This window comes from Vibrio sp. S9_S30, assembly GCF_014694455.1.
Lineage (GTDB): Bacteria > Pseudomonadota > Gammaproteobacteria > Enterobacterales > Vibrionaceae > Vibrio.
This window is the reverse complement of record NZ_JAAUWT010000003.1, coordinates 148,097-171,126: the sequence shown is the minus strand read 5'-3', so window position 1 is coordinate 171,126 and position 23,030 is coordinate 148,097. Positions and strand designations below refer to the sequence as shown.

The following is a 23,030-nucleotide window of genomic DNA, read 5'->3' as shown; positions in this document are numbered from 1 at the left end:
TATCATTACGATCACTTATGGTTTATGTTAAATTTGTGTTAACTAACTGGTTTAGGTGGTTTGGTTTTATGAACGAGTATTATTCAACACTAAGTGGGTGGCTCATTCCCATCACAAAGGCAATGAATGATGCCAACTTGCAAACAAGTGCCATATTAGACAAATTTGAGATAGACCCTACCTGCATCAACAACCCTGAAGCAAGGATTGGTATTGAACGACTTTCAGATTTGTTGATTCACTGTAACCAAGAAGCGCTCGGCGTTTACTTCCCAACACAAGTTGCCAAGAATTTCCATCCCAGTACTTTTCATGCTTTAGGTTATGCCATGATCTCTTCTGACAGTTTGCTGGATGCGTTTGAGCGAATTGCACAGTACAAGCGTGTTATTTCTAACTGTTGCAGTATGCAAATTCATACCCACGACAACAGAATGATCTCAGAGCTGATCGTACATAAATACCCAGACAGCGGTAGGTACGTTCTGTCCCGAATATCGACCGAAACGTTTATGGCAACGTTAGTTCAGTTTTCACGCGAAATCGCCAATTACGAGCCAGAGTTGAAATTGGTGACGTTTGCTTACGACCGCCCCGAAAACATTCAGTATTTGGAAGAATATTTTGGCTGCGAAGTGCGGTTTGGTTCGGAAAAAAACACGATCGTTTTCGATCTTGAAGAAGCAAAAAAACGCGCATTGGGCTGTAACCCTTTGATCAATCAAGTTCACAATAAAGTGCTTGATCAGTTCTTATCCCGCGTTGACAAAGAAAATCTCACCTACACCATTATCAACAGTATTACCGATCACCTCTCTTTAGGTGCACCGTCTCAATCCGATATTGCGAAACAACTCGGCATTAGCCTCCGAAACCTCCAACGCAAGTTGAATGAGCAAGGGACAAGCTACAAAGAAATATTGGAAAATACGCGAAAGCGAATTGCTATGGAGTACATCAAGCAGCCCCATTTAAGTTTGGGGGAGATTGGCTATCTCGTCGGATTTTCTGGTGTGGCAAACTTCAATCGAGCGTTTAAACGTTGGACGAATTGTACGCCAGGTGAATACCGTGTCCGTTACCTAAGTTCGAGTGATATAGAAAGCGATATAAGACAATCTCATGTTAGCCTCCAAGGTTAAGTGACTTTGCTCCTCTCTGAATCGCTCTCTGCGGATAGAGCGGTCTTTGCGGATAGAACGCTCTCTGCGGATAGAAAGAGGGGGAAGCGGATACGGGTAAGAAAGCAGGCATCCACCACAATATCAGTGGGGATTGTGGGGGATGCCTTATTTGATAATGATGCCATTCTCGCGGATTTGGGCGGTTAGACTCGACAAGGGCAGATTTATTGGCGAAGCTCTCTTCTCAGAATTTTGCCAACCGTAGACTTCGGCAGTTCTGGTAAGATTTGTATCATTTTAGGGATTTTGTAAGCGGTCAAATTCTCGCGGCAATGCGCGATGACATCATCAATGGTGATCGGGTTAGAGACGGTAATGTACGCGAGAACGGCCTCGCCGGTTTTCTCATCCTCTCCACCGACGACCGCTGCTTCTAAAATGAACGGGTGATCGCACAGTACTTGTTCAATTTCTGTCGGGTAAACGTTAAAGCCAGACACTAAAATCATGTCTTTGAGTCTATCAACAATTTTGATCGCCCCAGTAGGCATGATAAGGCCAAGATCCCCCGTTTTAAAAAAGCCGCTCTCGGTCATGACATCGTCGGTTTCTTGCGGTCGATTCCAATAACCTTCCATCACCTGTGGGCCGCTGACAACAATTTCACCGACGTCTCCCGGTTCCAGTGGCTGCTCATAAGGATCCCAGATTTCAACTTTGGTATCGTTAAGCGGCAAGCCAACCGTTCCATACTCTTCCTTTCCGGGTTCATTAAGTGCAATGACCGGTGAGGTTTCAGACATTCCATAGCCTTCGGATATGGTTTTCCCCGTGGTGTCTAACCACATTTTCCGAGCATTCTCCGTCAGGGCGGCTCCACCAGAAAGCGTCAGCTTGAGGCTATCAAAATTCAGAGACTGAAATGTTGGGTGGTGACACAAGGCAACGAAGAGTGTGTTGATTCCAGAGAACAGGGTGAATGGGTGGGGTGCGATGGCTTTGACCATTGAATCGATATCACGAGGGTTGGGTATGAGTACATTCCTCCCACCATAAGAGAAGATTAGGAGCATATTCACGGCAAAGGCATAAATGTGATAAAGCGGTAATGGGCAAATGGAAATCTCCCCTTCATCACTCAAATGCTTATGAAGTCGATGACTTAGCTGAAGCATATTCTGGATGAGCCCATGGTGTGTCAGGCACGCCCCTTTAGCCAGGCCAGTCGTGCCGCCGGTATACTGCAATACACAAATATCTGAACTGGATGGATCGTAAGGCATCAGCTCTCCTGAGGCCATGGCAATGGCGTGATCAATGGAGGTGATTTGTGCATTTTCGCTTACATCGGGGCGGGCTTGCAGAAAAAGGCTTACGTCAGTGTCAGACTGAATTTGCTCAATATCGAGTGTGCTAGCATCGAGAACAACCAATACTTTGGCCCCTGAATCCGCCAACTGATGACTTAACTCTCGGTAGGTATAGAGAGGGTTGGTATTGACCACCACCAACCCCGCACGCAAAGCCGCATAAGCCGCAATGGGATAATGCAGAACATTGGGCAATTGGATCGCAATACGGTCACCTGGCTCCAAATCTGGGTGTTGTTGAAACCAAATGGCGAGTTGCCTCGATTGATGTTCAATTTGATTGAAGGTGATTTCCTTTCCTTGGCATTCAAATGCGACTCTGTCGCCAAAACGAGCACACGTCAGCTCGATCATTTTCCCTAAATTCGCATTACTATTCATAGTATCTCACCTTATTTTTCGTGTTAGCGGACAAACAGCTTGTAAAAAAGTGCGTGCATTTTGTTGCCATAGGGTGGAAACAAATGAGCCATCGGATACAGATGACTGCCTCTTTTTAAAACCGCTTTTGCATTTGAAAAGGTAAGAAACCCTTCCCGTCCGTGGTATTGACCAAACCCCGATTTGCCTACGCCACCAAATGGAAGTTCTTCCACCGTGACATGGAAAGCCGCGTCATTGATGCAGACGCCACCGGAGTGAGTGTGGTTTAATATGTATTCTTGAAAATCTTTGTCGTCGCCGATGAGGTACAGTGCGAGAGGGCGATCACCATCGCAAATACTGAGTGCGACTTCTTCTTTTTGTTCGTACCCAACAATGGGCAGAATGGGACCAAATATTTCTTCTTGCATCACACGCATGTTGGGTTGGCACTCGGTAATCAGCGTGAGTGGGAAAAAGGTATTTTGGTCTTGAGTGGAAAGCGGTGAAATTGTATGAGCTTTAGCGCCTAATGCGACCGCGTCTGCCACCAATTCTGAGAGGCGTTCATAGTGACTCTGATTAATGATATGGGTGGAATCGACCACTTCGGTATTTTCTGTGTACATCGCTTTATATTGGTTCGAGACAGCCTCTACCAGTTGCTCAATTTTGTTTGTGGGGCAAAACACATAATCGGGCGCCACACACGTTTGACCAGCGTTGAATGTTTTGCCAAAAATGAATCGAGTTACGGCTTTCGGAATATCCACATGTTGGTCGATGATAACGGGCGACTTACCCCCTAATTCCAATGTGCATGGAACCAAATTTTCGGCGGCGGCACGCATGACTTCTCGACCTACTGCCGTTGAACCCGTGAAAAAAATATGATCAAATTTTAGCTTGGTGAATTCGATGGCGGCTTCGACGCCACCTTGGACGAAGGTAACTTGGTCCGCATCGAAGACTTCGGACAGTATGCGCTTTAATTGTTCGTTCGTTTTTGGCGTATGTTCAGACGCTTTTAACATGACCCGATTACCCGCCGCGATGGCGGCCGTCAAAGGGGTAAGTGCCAAGTTGATGGGGTAATTCCACGGTGCGATTATGCCCACCACACCAAGAGGCTGATACATCACACTGGAGCGAGCGGGTTGATGTTGTATACCGATTTTGAGGCGGCTGGGTTTCATCCAGCTTTTCAGGTGCTTTAATGTGTAGTTAATGGCGGAAACGGTGGTATAGATATCACCCACAATACTTTCATAGTCACTTCTGTAACCAAAGTCCTGACTTAACGCTTTTAGCAAGCAATCTTGATTACGTAAAATGGTGTGTTTGAGTGCTTTCAATTTCTCAATACGCGCTTCGTAGCGAGGGTACGGGTCGGTGTGGAACGCGCTCGATAACCGTAAATAGTGAACACTTAACTGCAAGTCGATTGGCTCATTTTTCATCTCATTACTCCTAATACATTAGCGAGAACAGCTTTACGTGAAGCCAATATAGAGGCCCACCTTATTGAATGTCCTGAATCCTTGGAGCGCGTAATGAACCGACAGAGGTACAAACTTAAAATGAAACGATTATCCAAGCGACCGTCATAAGACCTGCCGTTGATATAGGCGTATCAGTTTGGAAACCGAAATAAAAACAACGCGATAACAGGGTAAATTGGCGCTCTTTAATGACAAACAGTATCGCTTACTGCTGAATAGGGAGCGTTATGAATTCGTGCCAAAAGCTTATCTTTTTGGACCCAGTGGCTCAGAGATAAGCGTTGCGGCTGAGGAAGACTCCGTTGGGAAAAGTCTGGCGTTGGCAAAATGCTAGGATCGGCAAAATACTGGCGTTAGCAAGATAGTGGCGTTGGCAAAATAGCGACGTTGATACAATACTGACGTTGACAAAAAACTACGCTGAGAGAATGGTTACGCTTGGATGGCTTTGGCGGCAATCACCGCTTTGACTCGGCTATTCACACCAAGCAGTTTAAATATGGCGGTAACGTGTGCCTTAACCGTGCCTTCCGTACAGAATATCTCGCGCGCAATTTCTTTATTGGAGTACCCCTTTTCGATGAGATGCAGCACTTCTTGCTGCCTTTTAGTAAGACCTGAAGCGGAGCGTGTGGTGGATGATGACTGGCCAGTCAATCCATTGGTTCGAGATTGTGTCGCCTGAAGAAGTATGGAAGGGAGATAGACTTCTCCTTCCAAAATGAGCTGAATAGCACTTAACATGACCTGCGTTGAACTGGCTTTGGGAATATACCCATCAGCGCCAGCCTCTAACGCACCTCGGACAGATTGCTCGTCATCTCTTGCGGAAAGAATCGCGACGGGAACCGCAGGATAGGAAGATTTAATGGACTCCAGACCCGAAAATCCATCGGCATCTGGAAGACAAATGTCCAGTAAAACCAAATCCGCATCACCCGCAGATAGTTTCGTCATGACATCGGCAATACAGGTGCATTCTTCGCATTTTATCGAACTCTCATGCTCTGAAAGTGCCGCGATGACTCCCTTTCGAACTAACGCATGATCATCCGCGATCAATATGTTTAACATGCCACTTCCTTGAGTTAGGTATAGAGAAAGAATGCACAGAAGACTGGCGTTAAGCAATGACCAAGTTAGCAAAACGCAAGGCTTATAACGAAGTATATAGCGCTTCGCTATAACTAAAGTCGTAGTTTAACGAAGGGGGTACTGCTTGCGACATACTCAGTATGGTGTGGAAATGCGACTTCTGCACCGCGTCTGGTCAATATGGCTAAACGTTGTGCTTAGAGTGAGCCGTAAAAATTATGTCTTTCGGAGAATGGTGGAGTACGTATTTATCCTTCAACCTATACAGATAACGCTCGTTAGAGGTTGATATGTTCGATCGCAAAGTAAGAACGCCACTGCGGATAACTCGAGATAAATTATGCATGTACTGACTGCCGTCACCACGGCAAATAATGCCCATCAATGGGCATCCATTTTTATGGTTATCTTAAACCTATGCCACCAACATCGGATTCGCTTCACATATGTGACTTGGCTCTCTTATGAAAAAGCCGCCGACTTTCACTTGGAACTCGGCGACCAAGATGGTTTATTTCTGGTTGCGCTTCTGAGATCACAAGCTCAATCACGAGGTCTAGAATTTGATTGTGTTATTCAACACGAGAACTCGCGTCATAAAAAACTGCTGGTGGCAGATATGGAGGCCACGATCATCGTACAAGAAATGATGGACGAGCTGGCAGAGGCAAATGGAGTAGGGCTTCAGGTAAAAGCCCTCACCGAGAGCGCGATGAAGGGGGAGTTGGATTTTCAAGATTCATTTGTGAGGCGAGTGACATTGTTAGCAGGCTTGCCCGTAGAGACACTGTTTTCTCTTTGTAGCGATATCGAGCTCAGTCAGGGAGCCAACACTTTAGTCAAAACACTTGAAGCGAATGGGTGCAGAACGGTTTTGATCACCAGTGGTTTGGCTGTGTTTGCCCAGTATGTTGCTGAAATGTGTGGGTTCAGTGCGTACTTTGCAAATCATGTCAAAGTTCGCAATGGAAACGTGAGCGGGGAGGTAGAAGGAGACATTATTGATGGACAAAAAAAAGCCTCCATCGCAGCAAAATGTGCGTCGACATTCCAAATTCAGAGCGTGGACGTGTGTGCTGTTGGAGATGGAGCGAACGATAAGTATATGCTGAAAGGAAGTGGGCTCGGTGTTGGGCACTACCCTAAACCGACGTTAATCTCGGATTGCGATTTGGTGATACAGCATACGGATCTCACCACGATACTGTACGCCATGGGATTGAAAGAGACCCAATTTGTGACGACCTAAGCGATTACAAGTATTTTGCTTTGATCTTGTTGATCATACCGTTGCGTTTCATTTCCAAAAAGGTTTGATTAAACTGGTTTTTCAATGCTTCGGCGTCGCTGGTCTCCTTACTAAAAAGTACATGATACGCTTTGGATTCCTTGCCAGGAAAGGGGACGTGATCCAGTGCGGTTATGTCGATCTTTTTTTGTTTGGCTAAATAGTTGAGTACATCCACTTGCAGCAAAGCGAAATCAACACGTTCTGCGAGGAGTTTTTTCACTAAATACTCGCGCGATTTAGCCCCAACATCAATCGCTATTCCGGTGTGAACAAAGCTGTAATTGAACCCAGAAATACCGCCAATACGATAACGAGAGATATCTTCCTGAGACAAAAATTGAGGTGGTGAACGAAATCGCGTCGATTTGTAGAATAACGCAATATTGGTTTCGTAAATCGGGGAAGAGTAGTATGAAAACGTAGCGCGATAGGGTTGGAACGAGGCATTTGGAACCAAATCAACGCGCCCTTTTTGAATGGACAGTAGGCAGCGTTTCCATGGTCGAATGATATGCTTCAGTTCATAACCGTTTTCTTTTGTGACCGCTTCAACCACATCTACCATCAGGCCATAAGGTTTGTTTTTGCTACTGAACATTAGGTAAGGTGGCTTTTCTTCGTTTTCCCAGCATACTCTCAGCGTTCTTGCGGATTCTGCTTGGGCAGGCAAAGCGAAAGTAATGAAGAAAAAGAGCAGTACCTTAAGCATGGTGCAATTCCAAGTAGCATCAGTTTTAGTAAGCTTAGTTGGAATTGTGAACTTGTGTACTCGGTAAGGTGGATTGTGTGACGCCGGCTGAGTGAGGCTGATACCCTTGACCATGACGATGTTTTCTTAAACAGAAAAGCCCTCTCAAAGAGGGCTTGCTGTCTGAGATGTTTTTCCTAGACTGGCGGTTTAAAGGCGGATGTTACTGCAGTGAGTGTTGGTGTTCGCTGATCAACATGTCGATTTTCTCTTCCGCACGATTGTGCGCGTCAGCGTAGCTTTCTTCCGCACCAAATGGTTCAACAACTTCGTAGTAGCATTTTAATTTAGGCTCCGTACCAGAAGGGCGAACCACAACGCGAGACCCGTTGTTTAGGTGATAAATCAACACATCGCTGACTGGGAATTCTAAGGCTTTTTCACTGCCATCTTCGAAGGTTTGCTTCGACAATTTGAAGTCTTCAGTGCTCGCAATGGTTTGACCTGCGATTGTCTTGGGTGGGTTAGCACGAAGCGTATCACCTATTGGCGGGGCCGAAGGATCGAGAGCGATGCTGTGCTGCGCATTGATCACCATGCCGTGCTGTCGGTATATTTCTTCTAACTGATCCCAAACGGTTTTGCCTTGCGCTTTCAAGCGAGCAGCCAGTTGAGCGAAGGCGACCAAAGCGGTTAAACCGTCTTTGTCCCACACCAACGTGCCAACGGTATAGCCCAGTGCTTCTTCGTAAGCAAAAAGGAACTGCTTGTCTTCCGTTTGCTCTTGCATGGCGACGTTCGTCAGCCATTTAAACCCCGTCAGCGTTTTGTAGAACGTGCCGCCAGCGGCTTGGGCAACTTTTGCAAGAAGGCTGGAAGAAACAATCGTTGCGCCAACCAATTTTTGGTTATCTTCTGCTTGGCTAAGCAGGTAATGGCCAAACAACACCCCAACCTGATCGCCAGTGAGCATTTGGTATTCGCCATCGGGCTTTCTTGCTGCTACGGCAAAGCGGTCGGCATCTGGGTCGTTAGCGCAGGCCAGTTCCGCGTTGTGCTTTTTCGCTTCTGCAATCACTAAATCCATCGCCCCTTTTTCTTCTGGGTTTGGGAAATGAACGGTAGGGAAGCGGCCATCAGGTTCGCGCTGTGCAGCGACACTGTGTACTTGGGTAAATCCAGCATCAGCGAGGAGCGCTTCCGCCATGTTTGCGCCAACACCGTGCATTGCCGTATAAGCAAGGGACAGGTTTGCGGCTTGTGATGGATCGCTTTGCAGCAATGGGCTAGCGTTGGCTGTATCACGGTAGGTTTGGTAGTAATCGTCTTTTAACCAGACGAGTAAGCCTTGGCTTTCGGCTTCTTCAAGCGGCATGAGGTTCAGCGGTTTTTGAGCCGCGTCGTCGATTTCAGCCGCAATGCCTGAATCGTGTGGCGGGATAATTTGAGCGCCATTGTCCCAGTAGACTTTGAAGCCATTGTACTCGGGTGGGTTGTGGCTGGCGGTGACCACCACCGCGGCTGCGGTGCCAAGGTGAAGAACGCCAAACGCGACAATCGGTGTTGCAGCAACATCGTGAGTTAAGTAAACCTTGATGCCTTGCGCAGTCAGTACCGATGCCGTGTCGTGGGCAAATTGTTTTGAATCTGGGCGACCATCGTAACCAATCACCACGCCTTTTTCCGCCGCACCTTGTTGCGCGGTTAACAAGTACTGGCCAAGGCCCGTTGCCGTTTCTTGGATAACTAATCGGTTCATACGGTTAGGGCCCGCACCGACAACACCGCGTAAACCCGCGGTACCAAACTCTAAACGTCCTTTGAATCGGTCTGCAATCTCTTCTGAGCGGTTTTCTTTTTGAAGTGTATTCAGTTCTTCACGTGTACGAGGGTCTGGGTCTCTTCTCAGCCAGCTTTTCATCAATTCGTTCATCGTTTTTTCCTGCTTAAAGCCTACTTAAATAGTCTGCCTCTAAACTAATTGAATTCTATTAATGATCACACCATTTTCTGTGCTTTAGATCTCATGATGTGGTCGCAATCGATTAAATCACGATGAATTATTTTTGAAATTTTTTGCTCTCGATATTTTCACGGATCATAAGCAACACAGGGAGTATAAAGGAACAAATTGGGGATCCAAGTCTAATTCCAAAATGGAGATGATCGTTTAGTTCTTGAACAATTGTCGTGAAGAACCTAGTGTTATTAACAAAGCTATAACAAATAGTTAGCATTTTAGACATAATTTAAAGGTCGAATGGCATGTGTTCCATCACATTATTGTGTGGAAGTGCGAAGTGGGTCACCGTCTATAAAAACACAAATGGATTTGGATGGTGATCTGATGCTTATGCGGTAACCACGTTGCGCTACCAAACGTGTTGCGTCCGCAGGGGGAAACAGAGGAGAGATCTTTTGAAAAGATTAACGTCTTTGTGTTTATGGGGTGCGCTAGTCCCAGCGGTGGCATGGTCTGAAAGCCAATACAATATGACAAGGGGTGTAACTCGGATCAGTGAGCAGGTCTATGACCTCCACATGCTGATTTTTTATATCTGCGTTGCCATTGCGGTTGTCGTTTTTGGGGTCATGTTTTACGCCATTTTCAAACATCGTAAATCTCAGGGCGCTGTGGCGGCGAACTTTCATGAGAGTACGAAAGTGGAAGTCATATGGACTGTGATTCCGATTTTGATATTGGTTGCGATGGCGGTGCCTGCCACCACAACGCTTATCGATATGGAAGACACCAGTCAATCTGATATCACGGTTAAAATTACGGGCTCTCAATGGAAGTGGCATTACAGCTATTTCGGTGAGGGTGTCGAATTTTTCAGCTTGTTAAGCACTTCTTCCAAGCAGATTGAAGGGAATGAACTCAAAGGGGCTAACTACCTTCTTGAGGTCGATAATCCGCTTGTTCTTCCCATTAACCGGAAAGTCCGGTTCCTCCTAACGTCCGACGATGTCATCCACTCATGGTGGGTGCCGGATTTCGCCGTGAAGAAAGATACGGTGCCAGGGTTTATCAATGAAGCGTGGACCCAAATCGATGAACCGGGTGTTTATCGCGGTCAATGTGCCGAGTTGTGTGGACGAAACCACGGGTTCATGCCGATTGTGGTGTACGCCATGGAAGAGAAGGAATTCGATGAATGGCTAGTGACGCAAAAGCAGATTGCCAAGCAAGCAGCGGAAGAGGCGAAAGCCGCACTGTCTAAAGAGCTTTCTATGGACGAGTTAATGGCGATGGGCGAAAAAGTGTACAACGACCGATGCGCGGTGTGTCACCAAGCGAATGGGCTAGGGGTTCCGGGGGTTTTTCCTGCCATGAAAGACAGCTCTGTGACATTGGGTGATTTGAATAATCACATCGATGTTGTGCTTAACGGGGTCGCTGGAACGGCCATGCAAGCGTTTGGAAATCAGTTAACCGATGAGCAAATTGCTGCCGTAGTAACGTATGAGCGAAATGCTTGGGGTAATGACAAAGGCGATATGGCACAGGCGTCAGACGTGAATACCTTGCGCAGCGAGGAGGGACAATGAACAGTTCAACCGATGTAAATTCTCATGAAAATGACCATGACGATCATCACGCAGCGCCTTCAGGGCTGGCTCGCTGGATATATTCGACCAATCATAAAGACATAGGCACGCTGTATTTGTGGTTCAGTTTTGCCATGTTTTTAACCGGCGGGTTCATGGCGATGATCATTCGCGCCGAATTGTTCCAGCCCGGTTTGCAGTTAGTGGATCCGCATTTCTTTAACCAGATGACCACGGTGCATGGTTTAGTGATGGTCTTTGGTGCGGTGATGCCCGCCTTTACTGGGTTAGCCAACTGGATGATTCCGATGATGATTGGCGCGCCAGATATGGCTTTACCACGCATGAATAACTTGAGCTTCTGGATTTTACCTTTTGCGTTTCTCATTTTAATCAGTTCGCTCTTTATGGAAGGGGGCGGTCCGGATTTTGGCTGGACATTCTATGCCCCATTGTCGACGACGTATGGACCCGATAGCACCGCGTTATTTGTGTTTTCCGTCCACATTATGGGGATCAGTTCCATTATGGGGGCGATCAACGTGATCGTAACCATTGTGAATATGCGGGCTCCGGGCATGACATGGTTTAAGCTACCCATGTTTGTTTGGACATGGTTAATCACCGCCTTCTTGCTGATCGCCGTTATGCCAGTGCTGGCCGGCGCGGTTACCATGGTTCTGACCGATAAGTACTTTGGCACCAGTTTCTTTGATGCGGCGGGTGGGGGCGATCCCGTGATGTTCCAGCATATTTTCTGGTTCTTCGGGCACCCTGAAGTGTACATCATGATATTGCCATCCTTTGGGATCGTATCGGCCATCATTCCGGCGTTTAGTGGTAAGAAGCTGTTTGGTTACCACTCTATGGTGTATGCGACGTGCAGTATCGCGCTGCTGTCGTTCTTGGTTTGGGCGCACCATATGTTCACGACGGGGATGCCGGTGTTTGCCGAACTCTTCTTTATGTATTGCACCATGTTGATTGCGGTGCCGACAGGGGTGAAAGTCTTTAACTGGGTGGCGACGATGTGGCGAGGGGCGATGACCTTTGAAACACCGATGTTGTTTGCCATTGCGTTCATTGTGCTCTTTACGATTGGCGGGTTTTCGGGGTTAATGCTGGCGATTGTTCCGGCTGACTTCCAGTATCACGATACGTATTTTGTGGTGGCGCATTTCCATTACGTTTTGGTGTCGGGGGCGGTCTTTTCGATTATGGCTGCCGCCTATTATTGGCTGCCTAAATGGACAGGGCATATGTACGATAACCGGTTGAGCCTATGGCACTTCTGGTGCTCGGTTATTTCAGTGAATGTTCTGTTCTTCCCTATGCACTTCTTGGGGTTAGCGGGCATGCCTAGGCGGATTCCAGACTATGCGATTCAGTTTGCGGATGTGAACCAAATTGTATCGATTGGCGGATTTGCGTTTGGGTTGTCTCAGCTGATATTCCTCTGGTTGGTGATCAAATGCATCAGGGGAGGCGAGAAAGCGAAAGCGCGATCGTGGGAAAGAGCGGAAGGGTTGGAATGGACAGTTCCCAGCCCAGCACCTCATCATACATTCAGTCAGCCACCTAAAATTGACTGATCGGAGAGGCAGCGATGGATACGGAAAAAGCGTCCAATCGAAAACTGACCATCTGGCTGTTGCTGAGTGTTCTGGGCATGTTTGGCTTTGGTTTTGCGTTAGTGCCACTGTACGACATTATGTGCGAGCAGCTCGGCATTAACGGCAAACCGAACAGTGAAGCCGTGAGCAGCCCAGTAGGCATGCAAGTCGATACATCACGTACGATTCGTGTTGAGTTTATGGCGCATGTGAAACCCGATATGCCATGGACATTCACACCTGCGAAAAAGGTAATGAATGTCCATCCAGGTCAGGTGGTTCAAACGCGGTATATGGCTATGAACCTCAATGGTTTGCCATTGGTTGGTCAAGCTGTCCCTTCGATTGCTCCAGGAAATGGCGCGGCATACTTCAACAAAATTGAATGTTTTTGCTTTAATCGCCAGCCACTGGACGGGAATACAAGCGCTGAGTTACCCGTAATTTTTTATATAGAGCCAACGATTCCCGATTCTATCCATACGCTGACACTTTCCTACACCCTGTTCAATATCACAGAGCCAGAAGATAAGACAACCGTGGCTCTAATTTCACGCTCAGAAACGGATCAAGGAGCGGTGCAATGACAACACAACACCAAACTTATTATGTCCCCTCACACAGTATTTGGCCGATAGTCGGTGCGATTGCCCTGTTTTTTATTGCAGTTGGCGCTGGCGTAACGGTACAAAACTTAGACACTGGCAGTGTGTTTGGGAAGGTATTTTTGATCGGCGGATTCGTGGTCTTTCTGGTGATGTTCATCGGATGGATGCGAAACGTGATTGGTGAATCTTTGTCGGGTTTTTATTCCCAACAAATTGATGTGTCCTTCCGACAGGGCATGAGCTGGTTTATCTTTTCGGAAATCATGTTTTTCTGTGCTTTCTTTGGGGCGCTCTTTTATGCTCGAATGATTTCTGTCCCGTGGTTGGCGGGTGCCGACAACAATCAAATGACTCATGAAGTGCTTTGGCCCGCGTTTGAAGCGATGTGGCCGCTCACTTTAACCCCTTCTGGTCAAACAACAGAAGCCATGGGATGGCAAGGGTTACCTTTGCTCAACACCATCATTCTTCTGACGTCTTCCATCACGCTCCATATGGCGCACACCAGTTTAGAGAAAAACCACCGCATGGCCTTGGTTGTGTGGCTCGAAATTACCCTTGTTCTGGCGATTGCGTTCCTGTTTTTTCAAGCGGAAGAATACATTCACGCTTACCAAGAAATGGGGCTGACGCTTCAATCCGGTGTGTACGGCAATACCTTCTTTTTGTTAACCGGTTTCCACGGTATGCACGTGTTATTGGGCACCATTTTCTTGTCGGTGTTATTGGCAAGGATCGCGCACGACCACTTTACGCCTGAAAACCACTTCGCCTTTCAAGCGGGAAGTTGGTACTGGCACTTTGTGGATGTGGTTTGGCTATGTCTCTTTATCTTTGTGTACGTGCTTTAGATCTTGTGTACGTGATCTCGAACTTCGTGTACGTGATCCAAAGAACGTGTTCTAAATACCGACCGCGTTAGTAAGGTCTAGGGTTGGGTTCAATCCAACCCGCCTGAAGCGCAATGAGTAAAAATACGATAACCAAAGCGGAGAAAATCAAGCGGCGACCCAAGAAGTGACTGGCAGGCTTATCGCTTTTGCCTTTCACCATCACCACTAAAGCGCGACCAAGGTTGAAGATAATGAAACAAAGTGTCAAGACCAGAACGAGTTTAAACAGTGAGGCTGCCATGGTGTCTCCCTGGGTTGCGTTGACGTTGAAACCAACATTTTGGTTCGCCTTAGTGCTCACTTTGGTGGTATTTACGCTCTTGATCAAGTTGGGCTTTTGGCAAATGGGACGTGGTGAGCAAAAGTTAAGCTATGAAAAGGCATTGGCACAACGTGCAACGATGGTGCCGGAGCCTCTCGATGCTGTGCTCGATAGGGCGAGCGCATCGCTTGAGAGTCAACATTTTAGTGATGATCAACAAAACCTGACGGGAACCAAAGTGAAAATGGATGTCATGCCTGTTTCTCATCGCACTTTTTTGCTTGATAACCAAGTTTGGAATGGGCAGGTGGGGTATGTGCTCCTTCAGCCTGTGAAAGTGACGTCGGGTTATCAGGGGAATGGACGTTATGTATTGGTCGAACTCGGCTTTGTAAAGGCGGGTAATGATCGTCGAGTATTCCCAAGCTTTACAGAGCTCACCCAATCCGTTTCGCTGGAAGGGAGGGTGTATCAGCGACAAAGCAACCCCATTAGCGACGAGCTTCATGCTGAAAACGGGTGGCCCAAACGCATTCAAAACCTGAATATCGCGGCATTGGAGGGAGAGCTTGGTTTGCCTTTACTGCCTTTTGTTGTTCAACCCAGCAACTTAAACCTGGAATACCCTCAGCCATGGCGCCCGGTTCCAATGTCTTCTCAAAAACACTTTGGGTATGCATTGCAATGGTTTTCGATGGCCTTCGTTTTTGCGCTCATTATGGTGATGGTGTTGCTTAACGCACTCAATATTCGCTTGATACCCAAGGGAGAAAACAATGACAGTTCAAAACATGGATAGAGAGTCCGCACCCAATGTGAAGCGTGGGCGTCTCATTTTACTTGCGCTGGTGGGGTTGTTTGCGATGCCTGCCATCGTCGCTAAAGTCATTTTGGAAATGAATTGGTATCAACCGGGAGTGACCAATCAAGGGGTTTTGATCGAGCCAGAAAGTTACTTAACCGACTATTCCATGAGCTCAACATCAGAAAAGCAATGGCTACTGGGTTACGTACTTCCACAGGAATGCAATGCGTTATGCCGTCAGCAGTTGCATTTATTGCAGCAAAGTTATGTGTCGCTAGGGAAGTATCAAGAACGTGTGACGCCAACCGTTTACATTCAACCCAATAGTGATACGTCGGTCTTGCAGGATTACCGCTTTAATCGCGTGATATCCAGCGACAAATTTCTATCCGATTTTAACCAGAACGAATACATCATCGTGGACCCACGAGGTCAGTTGGTTATGCATTACCCAACACAAACCAATCACCCGACACAAACCAATCCCGATCAATTGGTGCAACAAAGTAAGGGGTTAATCGCCGACTTTAAGAAGCTATTGAAATTGTCTCGCGTGGGGTAAACAAGGATAGGGGGCGCGTATGAACATCATCAGACTGATTCAAGTAAGCCTGATTCTGACCTTTTTGGTTATCTTAATGGGCGCGTATACCCGGCTTGCGGACGCGGGGCTTGGTTGTCCAGACTGGCCAGGTTGTTACGGTCATCTTAGTGTGCCTTCTTCAGACAAAGCGCTATCTACCGCCAAACAGCTCTATCCAGACAACACCGTCGAGCCGTATAAAGCCTGGCTAGAGATGATTCATCGCTATTTGGCAGGAACGCTTGGGTTGGTTGTTTTCGCCATCAGCTATTTAACGCTTAAGTCTCGCTACGGTGGGCGCGTGATTCCGGTTTCACTGTCGCTATTAATTGTTTTTCAGGCGGCGTTAGGCATGTGGACGGTCACACTTAAGTTGATGCCAGCCATTGTCATGTTGCATTTAATGGGTGGGTTTGCCTTGTTCAGCTTGCTGTTTTTGCTCTACTGCCGTCTCAAACAAGAATTGGGCTTTGAACACAATGACGTGGTGCAGTTTACGGTAAGTAATGGATCCCCGTCTTCAGTAAGGTCTCCGTATGAGCCTATAGTCGTTAATACGCCGATACTGAAGTTTCTGGCTTCCTTTGCGCTGGTGGTGGTGGTTTTCCAGATTTTTCTTGGGGGATGGACGTCTTCCAATTACGCGGCGTTGATGTGCACGGAATTACCCATTTGTGAAGGGGATTGGGTTGGCTATTTGAACTTTTCTCAGGCCTTTGATTTTAGGCAAGAAGGGCACACGAATTATGAATTTGGGGTGTTGGATTATGGGGCAAGAATGACCATTCATGTGACCCATAGAATAGGCGCTGCTGTCACTTCTGTCGTGCTGATAGGATTGGCTTTTCAGTTGTTTCAGCAACCGCATATTCAGCTTCGTAAAGGTGCGTTTATGTTGATGGTGTTACTCATCGCCCAAGTTGGACTGGGTATGAGTAACGTTTTATTAAACCTCCCATTACCGGTAGCGGTGGCACATAACCTTGGTGCAGTACTTCTACTGTTGTGTACGATTTACATCAATTTCCATGTGTGGCGCAGTGTGTCACCACCTCTTATGGAACAAGAGCGAGGGCTTTGAGTATGGATAAATCTCTTTCTAGAGCAGGAATAGACGGCGCGTCGTGGCAGGATTATTACAAGCTCACGAAACCTAAAGTGGTTGCTTTGATGCTACTGACCGCCGTCGTCGGGATGATTTTGGCAACAAAAGAACAATTTCCCCTTGTTACGGCATTGGTCGCCTTAGCGGGCATTGGTTTAATGGCGTCGAGCGCGGCGGCGTTTAACCATCTGATTGATCGCCGAATTGATGCCATCATGGCCAGAACCTATCAACGCCCTTTACCTTCAGGGCACGTAAAAGCCGTTAATGCGTTTGTCTTTGCCATCGCGCTCGGTATAGCAGGGTTTGTGGCGCTGTATTGGTGGGTGAATGAATTGACGGCGTGGCTGACGATGGCGAGCTTGATTGGCTACGCGTTGGTGTACACCTTGTATTTAAAGCGAGCGACGCCCCAAAATATCGTGATAGCCGGAATTGCTGGTGCTATGCCTCCTTTGCTTGGGTGGACGGCGGTCACCAATGAATTGCATTCTCATGCTTGGCTGCTAGTGATGATCATCTTTATTTGGACCCCTCCCCATTTTTGGGCGTTAGCCATACACAGGAAAGACGATTATTCACGTGCGGATATTCCCATGTTGCCAGTGACCCATGGTGTGGAGTACACCAAAACCAGCATCCTGTTGTACACCATCCTCCTAGCCATTGCGTGCCTATTCCCAGTTTTGGTGGGAATGAGTGGTTTGCTGTACCTAGTGGTGTCGAGCTTTTTAAGTGCAGGATTTATCTACAAGGCGTGGAAGCTGAAATACCATCAGGAAGACGGCGATGCGATGAGTACGTTCATCTTCTCTATTTATCAATTGATGTTCTTATTTGTGGCGTTGTTGGTGGATCATTTCCTGTCTTAGCGAATGAAGCCTACTTTTGATGTTGCAAAAGTCAACGAATCCTTGCCTGAGGGTAACGCTAACGTCGCACATTCTAATTAATTGGCCAAATACTTCATGACCGTCTCTTTCAGTGTCTCTTTATACGGCGGAGAGATAAAACTGGCTTCAATCGCGTTTAACGTAAACTGAGCCAACTCCTGTCGTGTCGGATTGAGCGCGTCTGAAACGGCAAGGAAATTATCCGTCATATAGCCACCAAAGTAGGCTGGATCATCCGAATTGATGGTAACGCAAACGCCTTTTCTGAGGAGATCGACAATGTTGTGCTGACTCATGTGTTCGAATACGTTCAATTTCGTGTTTGAAAGCGGGCAGACGGTTAATGGTATTTGGTTGTCGACTAATCGTTGAACCAGTGCTTCGTCGTCCGCACAGCGAACCCCATGGTCGATTCTAGATGTCTGTAGCATATCCAAGGCATCAATGATGTTTTGTGCGGGTCCTTCTTCCCCAGCGTGTGCCACCGTTAAAAACCCTTCAGACCGTGCTTTTGCAAATACTCTCTCAAACTTTTCTGGTGGATGCCCGACTTCGGATGAGTCCAGACCGACCCCGATGATTTTTTCTTTGTAGGGTAACGCTTGTTCTAAGGTGTTAAAGGCCGCGTCTTCATCAAGGTGGCGTAAAAAGCACAGGATGATTTGGCTGCTGATTCCAAGCTCCGACTTTGCCTTATCCAGTGCTTTTGAGATTCCGTTGATCACGGTGTGAAATGGAATGCCTCTGTCGGTATGGGTTTGGGGGTCGAAAAAAATTTCCGTATGCACCACATTGTCCTGCTGACATCTCAGCAAATATGCCCAAGTGAGATCATAAAAATCTTCCTCATTAATCAGTACATTGGCGCCTTGGTAATAGATATCTAAGAACGATTGCAGATTATGGAAGTGATACGCGTCTTTCACTTCTTGGACAGAACGAAAAGGAATGGGCACGTTATTGCGTTTAGCCAGCTCGAACATTAATTCTGGCTCAAGCGTCCCTTCAATATGAAGATGGAGTTCTACTTTCGGGAGGTGCTGGATAAATGTTTTCATAGCAATGCCTTATGTTGTGCTTAAACTCGCCTTTAGGGGCTAAGGTTCTTTCCCATTTCATCATCAAAGAATGTGGGAAGGGTCCATCATTATTCCTCGGCGTTCTTCCCCTTGAACTGGAACAGAACATGAGGTTCTGAATGTGACCTCTTGAGATCCCTTGGGTATTGAGGGAGTAATCCTAGTTTAGTTCAGAATGGTCATGATGCGAAAGGATATTGATAATCTTAATATTAATGGGTGATCGCCTTTTGGATACACGAAAAAAACCAGCGATATTCGCTGGCTAAGGAAACAGAGATGACAAGGCTAGTCGGGAAAGGACCCTCGTATGCTTTGTAGTTCATCGAAGTTTTCAAGGAAAATTCCGGTGAGCTTAGGATCGAAGTGTTTTCCTGATTCTTGTTGGAATAATTCAAATATTTTTTCACTCGACCATGGGTCTTTATAGCAACGTTTGGACGCTAGGGCGTCAAAGACGTCCGCGATTGCGGTGATACGAGCCTCGATAGGAATCGACTCGCCTGAAGTGTGATTGGGGTAACCCGACCCATCCCATTTTTCGTGATGGTGACCCGCAATATTCGCCGCAATATTCAATATTTCCAAGTTAGAACTGCGTAGAATTTCTGCCCCCACACTGGCATGGGACATCATGGTAATCCACTCATCCGCATCGAGTTTGCCGGGTTTATTGAGTACCGCATCGGGAATGGCAATTTTGCCAATATCGTGCAACGGCGAGGCGAGTTTTATCTTTTCGCATTGCTCTGATGGTAAGCCATATTTTGAGGCGAGAAAGCGGGATATTTCCGCCACCCGTTTAACGTGGCTCCCAGATTCTTTCGAGCGTGTTTCCACCACTTCCCCAAGGCGATAGGCAATCTCTTTTTGAGTATCGCGAACTTCATTGAGTAAAATGACTTTTTCGTACGCGATAGTGATATTACGGATGAATATGTCCAGTATTTCAATGTTCTCATCAAGGCTGCTTTTAGGGCAGTGCACCACTAATAATCCAACGCTTTTATTCACTTTAACTGGGATCAGAAACTCTTCGTCTTTAACCTGAATAAAGCGATCTTTCGTTGTGGTTACATCGTCAACGGAGCATGAAATGAACTCGTCTAGTTCTTTACCAATCAGCCCTTCACCCCCTTTTGAAGAAGCGACGACCTTCCATTTCCCTTCAACTTCTTGTGCGGCAAAATTGAACGCATGCACTTCGCCCAGATGCAACAAAGCAGACAGTTGAGAAAGTACTCCGTCCAGCCAATGACCCCCATCCCCCTCAACTAAAATGGACGCCGAAGCATCGATAATGGTTTTGAGCCCTTTCTTCGTATTTTCGATCACCATGATGTCACGGTAAGAACGCAAAGCGCTACAAAGGGTAGTATTTAACTTCGTTGCCGTGAGTTCGGTTTTATTTTTATAATCATTAATTTCGTACTTTTTGATCACTTCGGATTCGGGCGCATCGCCAGGCTGACCTGTGCGTAAAATGATTCTGCTGGTTTTGTTCCCTTGCTCTACACGTAACCAGTCTACGAGATCAAGCCCAGCATGGTTTGACTCCATGACAACATCGAGAAATACCACCGCAATATCATCGTGTTCTAAAAAGACCTCTTTCGCTTCTGCTGCGGAGTAGGCATTTAAAAAGTTGAGTTTTTTTCCCAGATATTCGAAATCGTTAAGAACAAATTCGGTCACTTTATGAATGTCGGCATCGTCATCGACGATTAAGACCTTCCATGTCTCTCGTTCTTCTACTTCCGATTCTTCTTCATGATCTGAAAAGAGGAATTGATCATCATTTCCCATCATTGACCTCATAACACAATTTATCTTCATTTTACGTACACCCTCTGCATCCAAAGCGGAGAGAAAAAGGCGGCGCAAAACATCATTCGTCTGAGATAAGTGTAGACAAAGTTTGAATTTAAAGCACAAATTCTAATGGATAGCGAAGTAACAACATTGAATGCAGGTTTTCTCTGATTGCGCAGGACGTTTGCCTACGAGATCAAGACAATCTAATTTCACTGTCTATACTAGATAAAACACCAAGTGTCGAGACAGCTATATTCGATTGTTTGAACTTTAACTATGTTTAAGTTAATCAGCCAGATGCATTTGGTTTATTGGGTTAAATGAGGCCAGTCGATGAGTTCCGATGCTCCTAATCATAATTCAGATATTTCTCACCAGCGAAAGTCTGATGGGATCATTTCAACATTAAGGACAATGAACAGCCATAGCTTTGCTGTTCGTTTGCTTATTTATATTGTGTTATGTACATCGGTACTGGCAATTACGATTACGGTTATTCAACTTTACTGGGACTATAAAAAAGAAGTTCAACTTCTACAAACGTCCATCATTTCGGTGGAGCAAAGCTTAACGTCTTCTATCTCTAATAGCTTATGGAACTTGGACGAAGAGCAGATGGTTATGCAAGCCAATGGCATCTTAAACGTACCGAGCGTTCAGTACGTAGGTATCTATTCATTTCACAATGGTGTGCTTAACCCTGTGGTGGAAATTGGTGAAAAAAATCCACTCAGCGAAATAAGCCACCTCCACGATTTGGTCTACAAGGACGCAAAAGTGGGTGTGTTGAAAATCGAAGCTTCCTATCATTTGATTTACAGCAAGCTTTGGGAAAAATCGATTATTATTCTTCAAACGCAAATACTGAAAATTTTCCTCGTCGCCATGTGCGTTTTGTATGTGGTTTATCATGTTGTTATCAAGCACATCAATCGCATTTCCTCTTTCGTACAAGGACAAAAACTAGACAATCACGAACCTGGTGATTTGCTGAGTTTGGATAGAGAGACACACAAAGACGAGCTGGATACGTTAGTTGAGTCTATTAATGCTTTGTATCATCGCATTGATTCCGAGTTGAGCAAGCGCAAAAAGATAAACGATCAGCTTGAATATGAACGCGACTTTACTCGTGTGATTATACAATCCTCTCCTTCCTTAATTTGTTCGTTAAACGACGCATTTGAAATTCAATTGGTTAACTCTGAAGTGGAAATACTCCTTGGAATAGAAGAGCGAGAGCTCATCGGTAAAAGTTGGTTTGAGTATTTTGTGGATGATGACGTTGATAAGGAATGCGAGAACAATTTGATTCAAAACATTCCCGAATTTGAGCTGATTTTCACGATGAGAGACACACTCGGAACACAACGATTTTTACAGTGGCGTGTTGTTGAAAATAAAGAACAAAAACGAGTCATGTGTTTTGGTATAGACGTTACCGATTTAACGAATGCGGAAAACCAACTGATGGCGTTAAACCGAGAGTTAGAGCAAAAAGTCAAAGACAGAACACGCTCATTAGAGCAAGCGAATCATGAACTTTCCGATACGCTTAGTAAGCTCGAAGAGACGCAAGAATCGTTGATTGAAGCAGAGAAAATGGCATCGCTGGGTAGCTTGGTGGGAGGCGTGGCGCACGAGATTAATACGCCACTTGGGATCAGCGTTACAGCAACAAGCTTTATCGATGAAAAAATCAATGTACTGAAAACGGGCTTTGAAACGGGGAAATTGTCTAAGGCGCAGTTTTCAGGCGCGATAGAGTCGCTAAAAGAATCGGCTCACATCCTTACCTCAAACCTATCTCGGGCAGAGCAATTGGTTTCAAGTTTCAAACAGGTCGCCGTTGATCAGAGTAGCGAATCCGTCTATCCATTTTACGTAAAAGAAAACTTAGAGAAAGTGCTGCTCTCACTGTCTCATGAGCTTAAAGTGGCTCGGGTCAGCGTGGAAGTGGATTGCCCAGATAATATTCATATTGAAAGTTATCCGAGCTGTTACATTCAAATTTACACCAATCTTATTGCCAATAGTATTCGACACGGTTTTGATGAATGGAGTGGCGATAGAAACATCTTTATTCACGTGTCTACGGATGAAGACAACTTGATTATCCGCTACAAAGACACCGGACAGGGGGTTGATGACGCCATACTTAAGCGCATATTTGAACCGTTTATCACCACTAAGCGAGGAAAAGGCGGCAGTGGGTTAGGAGCCCATATCATCTACAACATTGTTAACCAGCTTTTGAAAGGAAAAATTGAATGCACTTCCGAGCGTGGTCACGGAGCTGAGTTTGTGATCTCCGTACCGCTGCAACTTGATCTTCAAGACAAGCAAGAGTCTGCATAATTGAATCTCCATTATGGCTAAACACAGAGTG

20 protein-coding genes are annotated in these 23,030 nt (G+C 46.2%); 12 read left to right on the top strand and 8 right to left on the bottom strand.

What is annotated here, in order from left to right; all coding sequences use genetic code 11:
* The first annotated feature begins 68 nt into the window (after positions 1-68).
* A complete protein-coding gene (locus HC752_RS04835; RefSeq protein ID WP_190333992.1) occupies positions 69-1,142 on the top strand; it encodes an AraC family transcriptional regulator in 1,074 nt (357 codons plus the stop codon).
* A gap of 6 nt (positions 1,143-1,148) precedes the next feature.
* Positions 1,149-1,331 (top strand): hypothetical protein, encoded by a 183-nt coding sequence (locus HC752_RS04830; protein ID WP_238930412.1) that lies wholly within the window; start codon positions 1,149-1,151, stop codon positions 1,329-1,331.
* A gap of 17 nt (positions 1,332-1,348) precedes the next feature.
* Here HC752_RS04830 and HC752_RS04825 read toward each other — a convergent pair whose 3' ends face one another.
* The 3 genes from HC752_RS04825 to HC752_RS04815 form a co-directional block, all read right to left on the bottom strand.
* Positions 1,349-2,875 carry an AMP-binding protein gene (locus HC752_RS04825; protein ID WP_190333990.1) on the bottom strand — a complete coding sequence of 509 codons (1,527 nt, stop codon included), beginning with the start codon at positions 2,873-2,875 and terminating at the stop codon, positions 1,349-1,351.
* Between the two features lie 23 nt (positions 2,876-2,898).
* Positions 2,899-4,317: a coniferyl aldehyde dehydrogenase gene (locus HC752_RS04820; RefSeq protein WP_190333989.1), complete on the bottom strand. Its 1,419-nt coding sequence runs from the start codon at positions 4,315-4,317 to the stop codon at positions 2,899-2,901.
* Between the two features lie 474 nt (positions 4,318-4,791).
* A complete protein-coding gene (locus HC752_RS04815; RefSeq protein ID WP_190333988.1) occupies positions 4,792-5,433 on the bottom strand; it encodes a response regulator in 642 nt (213 codons plus the stop codon).
* Between the two features lie 361 nt (positions 5,434-5,794).
* Between HC752_RS04815 and serB the strand changes: the two genes are divergently transcribed.
* Complete coding sequence (gene serB, locus HC752_RS04810; RefSeq protein ID WP_190333987.1) at positions 5,795-6,703, top strand: phosphoserine phosphatase SerB; 909 nt, start codon at positions 5,795-5,797, stop codon at positions 6,701-6,703.
* Between the two features lie 4 nt (positions 6,704-6,707).
* Here serB and HC752_RS04805 read toward each other — a convergent pair whose 3' ends face one another.
* Positions 6,708-7,454 carry a substrate-binding periplasmic protein gene (locus HC752_RS04805; protein WP_190333986.1) on the bottom strand — a complete coding sequence of 249 codons (747 nt, stop codon included), beginning with the start codon at positions 7,452-7,454 and terminating at the stop codon, positions 6,708-6,710.
* Between the two features lie 202 nt (positions 7,455-7,656).
* Positions 7,657-9,366, bottom strand: a complete 1,710-nt coding sequence (locus HC752_RS04800) for a phospho-sugar mutase (RefSeq protein ID WP_190333985.1) — start codon at positions 9,364-9,366, stop codon at positions 7,657-7,659.
* Between the two features lie 485 nt (positions 9,367-9,851).
* Between HC752_RS04800 and coxB the strand changes: the two genes are divergently transcribed.
* The 4 genes from coxB to HC752_RS04780 are packed head-to-tail and all read left to right on the top strand — an operon-like array spanning position 9,852 to position 14,057.
* Positions 9,852-10,985, top strand: a complete 1,134-nt coding sequence (gene coxB, locus HC752_RS04795) for a cytochrome c oxidase subunit II (RefSeq protein WP_238930411.1) — start codon at positions 9,852-9,854, stop codon at positions 10,983-10,985.
* Positions 10,982-12,577 (top strand): cytochrome c oxidase subunit I, encoded by a 1,596-nt coding sequence (ctaD, locus tag HC752_RS04790; RefSeq protein WP_190333984.1) that lies wholly within the window; start codon positions 10,982-10,984, stop codon positions 12,575-12,577. The genes coxB and ctaD overlap by 4 nt, the downstream gene beginning before the upstream one ends.
* Before the next feature lie 14 nt (positions 12,578-12,591).
* On the top strand, positions 12,592-13,185 hold the full coding sequence (locus tag HC752_RS04785; RefSeq protein ID WP_190333983.1) for a cytochrome c oxidase assembly protein: 594 nt from the start codon (positions 12,592-12,594) through the stop codon (positions 13,183-13,185).
* Positions 13,182-14,057: a cytochrome c oxidase subunit 3 gene (locus HC752_RS04780; RefSeq protein ID WP_190333982.1), complete on the top strand. Its 876-nt coding sequence runs from the start codon at positions 13,182-13,184 to the stop codon at positions 14,055-14,057. The genes HC752_RS04785 and HC752_RS04780 overlap by 4 nt, the downstream gene beginning before the upstream one ends.
* Before the next feature lie 67 nt (positions 14,058-14,124).
* Here the strand turns inward: HC752_RS04780 and HC752_RS04775 are convergent, their stop codons facing one another.
* Complete coding sequence (locus HC752_RS04775; protein WP_101111517.1) at positions 14,125-14,340, bottom strand: DUF2909 domain-containing protein; 216 nt, start codon at positions 14,338-14,340, stop codon at positions 14,125-14,127.
* Here HC752_RS04775 and HC752_RS04770 point away from each other — a divergent pair.
* The 4 genes from HC752_RS04770 to cyoE are packed head-to-tail and all read left to right on the top strand — an operon-like array spanning position 14,339 to position 17,726.
* The gene (locus tag HC752_RS04770; protein ID WP_190333981.1) at positions 14,339-15,160 is read left to right on the top strand and encodes an SURF1 family protein; all 822 of its coding nucleotides are present in this window, start codon (positions 14,339-14,341) and stop codon (positions 15,158-15,160) included. The genes HC752_RS04775 and HC752_RS04770 overlap by 2 nt on opposite strands.
* Positions 15,138-15,728, top strand: a complete 591-nt coding sequence (locus HC752_RS04765; protein WP_190333980.1) for a hypothetical protein — start codon at positions 15,138-15,140, stop codon at positions 15,726-15,728. The genes HC752_RS04770 and HC752_RS04765 overlap by 23 nt, the downstream gene beginning before the upstream one ends.
* Positions 15,729-15,747: 19 nt before the next feature.
* The gene (locus tag HC752_RS04760; RefSeq protein WP_190333979.1) at positions 15,748-16,830 is read left to right on the top strand and encodes a COX15/CtaA family protein; all 1,083 of its coding nucleotides are present in this window, start codon (positions 15,748-15,750) and stop codon (positions 16,828-16,830) included.
* Positions 16,831-16,832: 2 nt separating this feature from the next.
* Positions 16,833-17,726, top strand: coding sequence for a heme o synthase (gene cyoE / locus HC752_RS04755; RefSeq protein ID WP_190333978.1), 894 nt, complete (start codon positions 16,833-16,835; stop codon positions 17,724-17,726).
* A gap of 77 nt (positions 17,727-17,803) precedes the next feature.
* On the opposite strand, the gene HC752_RS04750 is transcribed toward cyoE, so the two are convergent.
* Positions 17,804-18,805 (bottom strand): adenosine deaminase, encoded by a 1,002-nt coding sequence (locus tag HC752_RS04750; protein ID WP_190333977.1) that lies wholly within the window; start codon positions 18,803-18,805, stop codon positions 17,804-17,806.
* A 309-nt stretch (positions 18,806-19,114) separates the two neighbouring features.
* Positions 19,115-20,635, bottom strand: coding sequence for an HD domain-containing phosphohydrolase (locus tag HC752_RS04745; protein ID WP_238930410.1), 1,521 nt, complete (start codon positions 20,633-20,635; stop codon positions 19,115-19,117).
* Positions 20,636-20,974: 339 nt separating this feature from the next.
* Here HC752_RS04745 and HC752_RS04740 point away from each other — a divergent pair, with 339 nt between their 5' ends.
* On the top strand, positions 20,975-22,999 hold the full coding sequence (locus HC752_RS04740) for a sensor histidine kinase (RefSeq protein WP_190333976.1): 2,025 nt from the start codon (positions 20,975-20,977) through the stop codon (positions 22,997-22,999).
* Positions 23,000-23,030 lie beyond the last annotated feature (31 nt).

Bases quoted from the DNA above. Each gene is read 5' to 3' on its own strand.
- HC752_RS04835 (WP_190333992.1), top strand. From the start codon at position 69: ATGAACGAGTATTATTCAACACTAAGTGGGTGGCTCATTCCCATCACA.
- HC752_RS04825 (WP_190333990.1), bottom strand. From the start codon at position 2,875: ATGAATAGTAATGCGAATTTAGGGAAAATGATCGAGCTGACGTGTGCT.
- HC752_RS04820 (WP_190333989.1), bottom strand. From the start codon at position 4,317: ATGAAAAATGAGCCAATCGACTTGCAGTTAAGTGTTCACTATTTACGG.
- HC752_RS04815 (WP_190333988.1), bottom strand. From the start codon at position 5,433: ATGTTAAACATATTGATCGCGGATGATCATGCGTTAGTTCGAAAGGGA.
- serB (WP_190333987.1), top strand. From the start codon at position 5,795: ATGCATGTACTGACTGCCGTCACCACGGCAAATAATGCCCATCAATGG.
- HC752_RS04805 (WP_190333986.1), bottom strand. From the start codon at position 7,454: ATGCTTAAGGTACTGCTCTTTTTCTTCATTACTTTCGCTTTGCCTGCC.
- HC752_RS04800 (WP_190333985.1), bottom strand. From the start codon at position 9,366: ATGAACGAATTGATGAAAAGCTGGCTGAGAAGAGACCCAGACCCTCGT.
- ctaD (WP_190333984.1), top strand. From the start codon at position 10,982: ATGAACAGTTCAACCGATGTAAATTCTCATGAAAATGACCATGACGAT.
- HC752_RS04785 (WP_190333983.1), top strand. From the start codon at position 12,592: ATGGATACGGAAAAAGCGTCCAATCGAAAACTGACCATCTGGCTGTTG.
- HC752_RS04780 (WP_190333982.1), top strand. From the start codon at position 13,182: ATGACAACACAACACCAAACTTATTATGTCCCCTCACACAGTATTTGG.
- HC752_RS04770 (WP_190333981.1), top strand. From the start codon at position 14,339: ATGGTGTCTCCCTGGGTTGCGTTGACGTTGAAACCAACATTTTGGTTC.
- HC752_RS04775 (WP_101111517.1), bottom strand. From the start codon at position 14,340: ATGGCAGCCTCACTGTTTAAACTCGTTCTGGTCTTGACACTTTGTTTC.
- HC752_RS04765 (WP_190333980.1), top strand. From the start codon at position 15,138: ATGACAGTTCAAAACATGGATAGAGAGTCCGCACCCAATGTGAAGCGT.
- HC752_RS04760 (WP_190333979.1), top strand. From the start codon at position 15,748: ATGAACATCATCAGACTGATTCAAGTAAGCCTGATTCTGACCTTTTTG.
- cyoE (WP_190333978.1), top strand. From the start codon at position 16,833: ATGGATAAATCTCTTTCTAGAGCAGGAATAGACGGCGCGTCGTGGCAG.
- HC752_RS04750 (WP_190333977.1), bottom strand. From the start codon at position 18,805: ATGAAAACATTTATCCAGCACCTCCCGAAAGTAGAACTCCATCTTCAT.
- HC752_RS04745 (WP_238930410.1), bottom strand. From the start codon at position 20,635: ATGATGGGAAATGATGATCAATTCCTCTTTTCAGATCATGAAGAAGAA.
- HC752_RS04740 (WP_190333976.1), top strand. From the start codon at position 20,975: ATGAGTTCCGATGCTCCTAATCATAATTCAGATATTTCTCACCAGCGA.